The sequence below is a fragment of the Microcystis sp. M_QC_C_20170808_M9Col genome (genome assembly GCF_007095495.1).
GTDB classification, from domain to species: Bacteria; Cyanobacteriota; Cyanobacteriia; order Cyanobacteriales; family Microcystaceae; genus Microcystis; species Microcystis aeruginosa.
The window spans coordinates 1-8,729 of sequence record NZ_SFBZ01000233.1; the positions used below are offsets into that span (position 1 = coordinate 1).

Here is an 8,729-nt window from a genome sequence, read left to right on the forward strand (position 1 = left end):
AAACTAATCTTACACAGCCCAATGTGCGCCGCAATAGCGACTCTTGTGTTGGTGTGGGGTAAAATCGAAACGAATAGGCTTTTTCCATGTCTCACATTTTAGCATATATTTCGTAAATGTGCTAATATTTAACAGTAAAGCCGTCGTTCTACGACGGGGTTTCAGACCCAAATTTTTCGATGACCGGAATCTATGAGCCTATCGACTGCCACCGTTACCGCCATCAATTATCCTGATGCTACCATCAACCGGGCCGAACGCGCCCTCTGTTGTTCTCCTTTCCGTGTCACCTTATTTGCGGCTATGCTGGAGCAAAGTGTATCACTTTTAAGCATCCCTGGTGCTGGGGGTTTAGAGAAAGGTTATACTTCCAGACTGCTGACGGAAGCGGCAGCGGAAAGCTATCTTCTCTGGTTGATTAAGGTGGGAATTTTGCGGCGCGAAGTAGATGGACAGGGGATAACCGATAGTTTTCGTCTCACTCCTTTGGGGAGGAAATTAATAGAAAAATGGCAACCCCAAGGGGACTTTTTCCCTACACCCACTTTCTGGCAAAGATTTTTAAATACTCTGCAACGTTGGTTTTCTTTTTAATGCTGTTAAGGTGAGGAGTCGGGAGTCGGTCGTCAGGAGTCAGGATTCTCCGAGTCGGTCGTCAGGAGATAGGAGATTATTTTATTTATTCTCCCCACACCCCACACCCCACACCCGACACCCCACACCCCACACCCCACACCCCACACCCTACACCCCACACCCCACACCCCACACCCCACTTCCCCACTTCCCCATCTCCCCATCTCCCCATCTCCCCACTTCCCAATTCATAATTCATAATTCCTAATTACCAAAAATTAAATAGTCAACCCAAAAAACTAGATGAAAGCAATTATGGTAGTGGGGACAACATCCCACGCGGGTAAATCTTTTTTAACTGCGGCTTTATGTCGTTTATTCAACCGGAAAGGCTGGCAAGTAACACCCTTTAAAGGTCAGAATATGGCCCTTAATGCCTATGTTACCGCCGGAGGGGGAGAAATGGGTCACGCCCAGGCGGTGCAAGCATGGGCCGCGGGGACAATTCCCCGGGTAGAAATGAACCCAATTTTATTAAAACCCCAGGGAAATATGACCTCTCAGGTGATTATTAAAGGCAAGGCTGTTGGTGTCACCACGGCAGCGGATTATTATCAGAATTATTTTGAGCAAGGTTGGCAAGCAATTAAAGAATCTTTAGCTAAATTATCAACAGAATTTGATCTAGTTGTCTGTGAAGGTGCGGGAAGTCCGGCGGAAATAAATCTCAAACATCGGGATTTAACTAATATGCGGGTGGCTAAATATCTCGATGCCGCTACTATTTTAGTGGTGGATATTGATCGCGGGGGGGCTTTTGCTCACGTCGTCGGTACGTTAGAATTATTAGAACCGGAGGAAAGAGCTTTAATTAAAGGTATTGTGATCAATAAATTTCGCGGACAAAAATCCCTCTTAGATTCGGGGATTACTTGGCTAGAAGATTATACAAAAATTCCTGTGTTAGGAGTTCTTCCCTATAGTGATATCTTTTTGAGTGCCGAGGATTCTCTCAGTTTACTCGATCGCCCTGCCCAAAAACCCAAAGCTGAACTAAATATCATTGTCATTCGTCTGCCTCATATCGCTAATTTTACTGATTTTGACCCTCTCTGTGGCGAAGCAACGGTCAATGTACGTTATCTAGAATTACAGGAATCTTTAGGTGATCCCGATGGGGTAATTATCCCCGGCTCTAAAACCACTGTTGCTGATTTAATTGCTCTTAATCAAAGTGGTATGGCTAATCAATTACAAGCCTATCACCAAAGGGGAGGTATTATCTTTGGCATCTGTGGTGGTTTGCAAATGTTAGGGCGATTAATCCTGGATCCTGAACATCGAGAAGGTCCCGATAGTGAGGCATCTGGCTTAAATTTACTGCCGTTAAAAACGGTAATTACTGCCGAAAAAATTACCCGTCAACGACAAGTTTTATCCAATTATCCCCAAGCTGGTTTACCGGTAATGGGATACGAAATTCACCAGGGAATAAGCCAATGGGAAAGTGAATCAGGTTATCAAAAAATGTTCGAGGAAGATGCTAGTCTGGGAATTGTCAATGATTCTCTCTCAATTTGGGGCTGTTATTTACATGGTATCTTTGATAATGGTTCTTGGCGAAGAACTTGGTTAAATCATCTGCGTCAGCGTCGCGGTTTATTATCTTTGCCTACGGGAATTGCTAACTATAGTGAACAAAGAGAAATAACCCTAGATAATATGGCTAATTTATTGGAAGAACATTTAAATCTTAACCCTATTTTTGCTCATTTGTAAGGAGAAATTATGACTATTGCAGTGCGTTTTTTACCCGATGATATCATCATAGAAGCGGAAACTGGAGAACTATTATTAGATGTGGCCAAAAAAGCAGGGATTGAAATTCCTACCGGCTGTTTAATGGGTTCCTGTCACGCTTGCGAGGTAGAATTAGATGATGGTACTCAAATTTGTAGCTGTATTACTGGTATCCCCGGCGATCGAGATTCTTTAACCGTTCATTTATACTCCGATCCGCTCTGGTAGTTGTTCAGGTTTTCTGATAACAGAATTTAGCTATTACCGTTAAGTTTACGAATTCTAACTCGGAGAATACTGACTCGGAGACTTCTAACTAGGAGAAGGTTTTTTATTTTTGCAAGATGTCCATTGATGATAGTATATGCAATATATTGATAAAATAATATAATAGGTCGTATCAATGGGATGTAAGAATAAATTTCACCAAACCCTTGACAAAAGTTACTTTTTGTATTACCCTGCGATAGTGGTGATACCACGAAAAATACTTACATATTAAATATTTTAAAATATGTCAGATTATTATCATTATCAAAATTCTTGCTGTGGGACTGCCCACGCTTATTTGCTACCCTCTCTGAGTCAGATTTTTGCCGATCTTGCTCCTCCTGAAAAGCGTATTTTTGATCTCGGTTGTGGCAACGGTTCGATCGCTAATTGGTTATCAGAAAAAGGATTTCAAGTCAGTGGCTGCGATCCTTCCGAATCGGGGATAGCAGAGGCAAAAAAAGCCTATCCTGAACTTGATCTATACGTTGGCTCCGCCTATGATGATCTGGCTAGTAAATTTGGCACTTTTCCGCTGCTAATTAGTTTGGAGGTGGTAGAACACGTCTATGCTCCGCGCGATTATGCTAAGACCGTTTATAATCTGCTGCAACCCGGAGGATATGCGCTGATATCCACTCCCTATCATAGTTATCTCAAAAATTTGGCCCTAGCGGCTACGGGTAAGATGGACGAGCATTTTACCGCTCTTTGGGATCACGGACATATTAAATTTTGGTCTGTCAAAACTATCACACAACTGTTAAAAGAAGCTAATTTATCGGTAGAGAAAATCTATCGTATTGGTCGTATTGCTCCCTTAGCGAAGACGATGATTATTCTCGCTCGTCGGGGTCGATAAATCATACTAAATCCTATTTAAAAGGTATAGGAGAGGACGGTAGCAGGGAATTTGAGCATTTGTACTAAAATTCCCAATGCGCAGTTTAAATACAGTACAGCTTAGTCAAACTTGGGAATAATCCAAGCTGCTACAATAGCCAATAAAACAACAATTTCTAAGACCTTATATAAGTTAAGGGATTGTAGCCACTGAAAAATCTTAGCTAGACGCAAACTTAACCCCCATTGACGTAATTGAGATAACCATAATTTCGGGCTATCTTGTTCACGAAAACGCCATTTAAGGATAGATAATAATAGGGGAACCCCTCCCACTTTAGCAGTCATGAGCAGGTGCAGGATCAGACATACTGCCATAATTAACCAACTGAGCAAATGGGCATAATACCAAAAGTGATTTAATTCCCCTTCCGGTAGCCATTTGGAATCCATCATCCGACCACTATACAAGGCAAAAGTTAGGGCAAAAAGAGTCAAAGTATTGACTAAACGATGGAGACTATACCACCAAATCGGCTTACCAAATTGGGTTAATTTGTTAAGAGAATCACTTTGAATTAATCTTTTGTTGCCCCGACGAAAAGCATAGATAGCAAAAACGGGAAAGATAATCAGGGTATAGAGGCCAAAAGTGCCATGAATACTTTCAATTTCTTGATATTCTGGTAAGGGCAGTTTTAACCAACGACCGTCAAAAGTATCATAGGTCCAATAGGCCGTAACCATGGCGGCAATGAGGGCAATTCCCGTGAATCCGTGCAGAATTCGCAGTAAAAGAGGTTGATAAGGTTGATTAGTTTTCATGAACTCGATCGATACAATGGGGGATGTAAACTTGCCCAGATACTATGTTAACTAATCCTTGGCTCGTCGCTGTTCTTCTCAATACCGTCCTCCTCGGAATCGCTGCAATTGCCCCAAAAAAGCTCTTAACTCGGATGGGTTATCTCCATGCTTGGGTTTTAGGGGTAATTGTCTGGGGAAGCTTGGGATGGCGCGGTTATCTAATTGTTTTATTCTATTTCCTCGTCGGTTCTACTGTCACCCGCATCGGTTTAGCGCGCAAGGAAGCGGAGGGAATTGCCGAAAAAAGAGCGGGGGTGCGCGGTCCTGAAAATGTCTGGGGTTCCGCTTTAGCGGGGGCAATTTGCGCTATCCTAAGTCTTTTTGCCGCTTCTCCCTGGGATTATCTCTTAATACTCGCTTATGTGGCTAGTTTTAGCACCAAATTAGCCGATACTACTGCCAGTGAGGTGGGCAAAGCTTATGGTAAAACTACTTATCTGATTACTAATTTTAAATCCGTCCCCCGGGGAACAGAAGGGGCTGTTAGTTTAGAAGGAACGATCGCTGGTTTGTTGGCAGCCACGGCTATTTCCCTGTTAGCATGGGCTATCGGTGCGATCGATCTTCTTGGTGTGTTATGGTGCGTAATTGCGGCATTTATCGCCACCAATATCGAAAGTCTCATCGGTGCTACTCTACAGACTCGCTTTCTGTGGTTAACTAATGAATTGGTCAATGTGATCAATACGGTTATCGGTGCGATCGTGGCTATCCTGTTAAGCTTGTTCTGGTCTTTCAGCTAAAATTAAGTGACTAAAGAAATATCTATGCTAAAGTGGCGTTTTTGTGCATTGTCCCTGCTGTTACTGCTAATTACTGCCTGTGGGACGGAAAATCAACCTAATTCTAGTTCTACCACCGCAAATAGTCCCGATGCGGGCCGCTTGCAAACGGTGAAAAATCGCGGTAAGTTAATTTGTGGCATTAACGGAGAAGTGCCGGGGTTTAGCTTTGTTAATGAACAAGGCGAATATTCGGGCTTAGATGTGCAAATTTGCCGAGCTATTGCGGCGGCTCTCTTTAATGATCCCTCCAAAGTCGAATATCGTAAACTTAGCCCCCAAGAGAGATTTACTGCCGTACAGACGGGAGAAGTGGATATCCTCAGTCGCAACACCACCTGGACGATTAACCGGGATACCGCTCTGGGGATGGAGTTTATCACCCCGGTTTTCTATGATGGTCAGGGAATTATGGCCACAAAAGCCAGTAATATTAAGAAATTAGAAGATTTGAGCGGAAAGTCCATTTGTGTGCTATCGGGAACCACCACAGAACAAAATCTGGCCGATGCCATGGCAAAAGCGGCAGTGCAAGGTTATAAACCGATCGTTTCCGATGATGTGGAGGCTTTATATACAGCTTATCAGGCGGGGCGTTGTCAGGCTGTCACCTCCGATCGCTCCCAATTGGTGGCCCGGCGCTCGGTTTTTCCCCGACCGCAGGATCATCAATTATTAGAAGTGGTAATATCTAAGGAACCCTTGGCCCCGGCCGTGGCCGATGGTGATCCCGCTTGGTCGAATGCCGTCCGCTCGATCGTTTTTAGTTTAATTCAAGGGGAAGAATTTGGGATTAACTCCCAAAATATTGCCACTTTTGCCGACAGCAAAGACCCCAGTATTCGGCGCTTTTTGGGTATCGATGAGAAGTTAGGCGAAGATATGGGTTTACCCAATGATTTTGCCCAAAGAGTCTTAAAACAGGTGGGTAATTACGGGGAAATTTATGATCGGGAAATCGGTAAACCCCTGCAACTCGATCGAGGTTTAAATAATCTTTGGACAAAGGGGGGTTTATTGTATTCTCCTCCTTTTCGTTAATTTTAAAATTGTGTTTCCTGACGGGGAATATAGACTCCTAAGACCGCTGGAATAACTCGAAACATGGCGGGAGTAGTGCTAGTAATTTCGCCATCGGTGTTGATACTATGGGGTTTACGAGTCTGAATTTGAATTTCTTTCCCTTTAAGAGTTCTCACCCAAGATAATAAACCCTGTTGTCCTCGCGGTAATGTCCATAAAAGCGGGAAAATTTGCCACCAGTGTTCAATTTCTAGGCTATATAAATCTAATCTTTGATCGTCGATTTGGGCATCATGAGCGATCGGCATTCCTCCCCCATAATAACGACCATTTCCGATCGCTATTTGTAGAGTTTTAACTTTGATATTTTGGCCATCAATACCGATCATAGCGGTAAAAGGACGAGTTTTACTTAATAACTGTAGGGCTGTCCAAGCGTAGGCCAAAATCCCCAAACGTCGCTTTAAACCCTTGTTCAGTTTTTGGGTAATTTTCACACTTAATCCTAAACTAGCCACGTTGAAAAAGTATTTATTATTTACCCAACCTAGATCGATATATTTTAAATTACCTTCCGCAATAATTCGACAAGCTTCGGCAATAGAATTCGGTATCCCTAAAGTCCGGGCCAAATCATTAGCCGTTCCCAAAGGTATAATACCTAGGGGCAGTTGAGTTTCTACCAACACATCCACCATAGCATTAAGAGTCCCATCGCCACCACCGACGATAACTAAATCAATATTAGAGCGATATTTTTCCATCAAAAAAGGTATATCTTCTACCTTTTTCAAAGGGACGCTGATAATTTCAAAATCCCAATGATTGAGCAGATCGACAGTTTGAGCAAAGTTTTCTTTACCCTTGCGCGAGTGACGATTGATTAGTAGTAAAGCTCTTTTAGTCATAGGTAAGTTTCTCAGCAGTGCAGGGATAAAGGTTATGTAATTAAATCAGAAAAAATATCGGGTGATTGTCAATAATTTAGCCCCATTGATCACTAAATTTTAGTTTAATAGCCCTTTCTTCGAGAAAATGTTCTACCATTGCCTCTAGGTGGGGCTGCCTGAATAAATCTAAAAACCTTGTTGGATCAGACTTTTAGACTTTTTTGCCCTCAAAAAGTGCCAGCCATAAAACCCCACACCCCACCAACAAACTTTTTCAGTAAGTCCTATGTATAATAGCAAATTCAGACCCCTCAAGGCCATGAACCGAAGATAATGGCAGACAATTACTTAATTTTACTGATAACAGGCGTTTTTTCGGGCTTATTAGCGGGTTTATTTGGTATTGGGGGTGGCACTATCTCCGTGGCGATCCTGTTAAATTTGGGCTACAGTTACGGGGAATCGGTGGCTACCAGCAGTTTAGCGATCGTTTTCACTTCCCTAGGGGGTACGATCCAAAATTGGCGATTAGGTTCCCTCAAATGGCAGCGAGTTCTCCTCTTAGGTTTACCCGGGATTTTTACGGCATTTATCGGGGTCTATCTGGTCAAATCTAGCCCCAAACACCTCCTAGAAGCGGCTTTTGGTTGTTTTTTACTGCTCAATATCTATTTAACCAATCTCAAGCAAAATTTAAGCCAAAAAGAGCCAGTTTCTGCCCTTAGATTGCATCCTAATCTAGCCTGTCTGCTAACCGGAGGAATCGCTGGATTTCTAGCCGGTATTTTCGGAATTGGCGGTGGGGCGATCATGGTGCCACTACAAATGATTTTTTTGGCAGAAAAGATCAAAATCGCCATTGTCACCAGTTTAGGTGTGGTTTTACTCAATTCGATCGCCGCCTGTTTCGCTCATGCCCAAGCCGGTCATATTCTTTATCTACAAGGGATTATTTTAGGTATCGGTGGTTCTCTAGGTGTACAAGTAACCACTCGTTTTTTACCGAAATTACCGGATCGATTGGTGCGGATTACTTTTTATATTTTTCTGCTACTGATGGCCATTTATTTCTTCATCCGCGCTTGCTCTTAGACCGGATCAACGGACTGGTTAATTTCTAACCCTTCCACTCTCTCCCTGATGGGCTTTTTCCGGATTCATCAATAAAAAACGGAGAATACTTGACAAATTCGGGGGGGGGAGAATGGCGGAGATTATTGCTTTTAATCGCTCATCTATGGGGTATAAATCTTAACTTTTCCCAGTATTAGCCATAACATTAGCTTGAATCAATCAAATCAAACAGGATTTAGTATAACAAGACCTCCTAGACATGAGGACAGAAGGAGATTATGTCCCTTTTTGTATAGCTCTAACCTGTTTAACCTCTAACTCTAACGCGGATGCGACTTGCTCAACACTTAACCCTAAGGCTAACAAACGAGGGACCGCCTCTAGTGCTTTGTTTAGTCTGCCTTGCTCAATGCCTTGCTCAATGCCTTGCTCAATGCCTTCCTGACGACCTTCCTCGCGACCTTCCTGACGACCTTCCTCGCGACCTTCCTCGCGCACATCTTGAAAATACTGAGTTTGTTTTAATTCATCTAAACTAAACATAGTTTCTATCTCCCGACGATTGAGAAGCGGTAACTTATAAACGAGAATCGTCTCTATTAAT

Annotated in this window: 10 protein-coding genes and 1 pseudogene; 7 read left to right on the forward strand and 4 right to left on the reverse strand. The window is 42.9% G+C overall.

Annotation, left to right across the window (positions count from 1 at the left end; all coding sequences use genetic code 11):
* Positions 1–88 (reverse strand): helix-turn-helix domain-containing protein (locus tag EWV68_RS13650; RefSeq protein WP_287169756.1); only part of this gene is annotated, 88 nt, incomplete at its 3' end.
* A 104-nt stretch (positions 89–192) separates the two neighbouring features.
* Between EWV68_RS13650 and EWV68_RS13655 the strand changes: the two genes are divergently transcribed.
* The 4 genes from EWV68_RS13655 to EWV68_RS13670 all read left to right on the forward strand — a co-directional run bounded on the left by EWV68_RS13655 (position 193) and on the right by EWV68_RS13670 (position 3,508).
* Positions 193–594 (forward strand): Npun_F0494 family protein, encoded by a 402-nt coding sequence (locus EWV68_RS13655; RefSeq protein WP_061432458.1) that lies wholly within the window; start codon positions 193–195, stop codon positions 592–594.
* Between the two features lie 285 nt (positions 595–879).
* Positions 880–2,355, forward strand: a complete 1,476-nt coding sequence (gene cobQ, locus EWV68_RS13660; protein WP_287170119.1) for a cobyric acid synthase CobQ — start codon at positions 880–882, stop codon at positions 2,353–2,355.
* Positions 2,356–2,364: 9 nt separating this feature from the next.
* Entirely contained in the window at positions 2,365–2,604 is a 240-nt protein-coding gene (locus tag EWV68_RS13665) for a 2Fe-2S iron-sulfur cluster-binding protein (RefSeq protein ID WP_287170120.1), read from the forward strand.
* 286 nt (positions 2,605–2,890) lie between these two features.
* Positions 2,891–3,508 carry a class I SAM-dependent methyltransferase gene (locus EWV68_RS13670; protein ID WP_061432456.1) on the forward strand — a complete coding sequence of 206 codons (618 nt, stop codon included), beginning with the start codon at positions 2,891–2,893 and terminating at the stop codon, positions 3,506–3,508.
* Positions 3,509–3,609: 101 nt separating this feature from the next.
* Here EWV68_RS13670 and EWV68_RS13675 read toward each other — a convergent pair whose 3' ends face one another.
* The gene (locus EWV68_RS13675; RefSeq protein ID WP_061432455.1) at positions 3,610–4,314 is read right to left on the reverse strand and encodes a cytochrome b/b6 domain-containing protein; all 705 of its coding nucleotides are present in this window, start codon (positions 4,312–4,314) and stop codon (positions 3,610–3,612) included.
* Between the two features lie 44 nt (positions 4,315–4,358).
* On the opposite strand from EWV68_RS13675, the gene EWV68_RS13680 reads away from it, so the two are divergent.
* The gene (locus EWV68_RS13680; protein ID WP_061432454.1) at positions 4,359–5,099 is read left to right on the forward strand and encodes a TIGR00297 family protein; all 741 of its coding nucleotides are present in this window, start codon (positions 4,359–4,361) and stop codon (positions 5,097–5,099) included.
* A 24-nt stretch (positions 5,100–5,123) separates the two neighbouring features.
* Complete coding sequence (locus EWV68_RS13685; protein WP_061432453.1) at positions 5,124–6,179, forward strand: amino acid ABC transporter substrate-binding protein; 1,056 nt, start codon at positions 5,124–5,126, stop codon at positions 6,177–6,179.
* A gap of 2 nt (positions 6,180–6,181) precedes the next feature.
* On the opposite strand, the gene EWV68_RS13690 is transcribed toward EWV68_RS13685, so the two are convergent.
* A complete protein-coding gene (locus tag EWV68_RS13690; RefSeq protein ID WP_061432452.1) occupies positions 6,182–7,069 on the reverse strand; it encodes a lipid kinase in 888 nt (295 codons plus the stop codon).
* Positions 7,070–7,384: 315 nt separating this feature from the next.
* Between EWV68_RS13690 and EWV68_RS13695 the strand changes: the two genes are divergently transcribed.
* The gene (locus EWV68_RS13695; RefSeq protein ID WP_061432451.1) at positions 7,385–8,143 is read left to right on the forward strand and encodes a sulfite exporter TauE/SafE family protein; all 759 of its coding nucleotides are present in this window, start codon (positions 7,385–7,387) and stop codon (positions 8,141–8,143) included.
* A gap of 258 nt (positions 8,144–8,401) precedes the next feature.
* Here the strand turns inward: EWV68_RS13695 and EWV68_RS13700 are convergent.
* Positions 8,402–8,729 (reverse strand): annotated as a pseudogene (locus tag EWV68_RS13700) (Rpn family recombination-promoting nuclease/putative transposase); the annotation flags it as partial.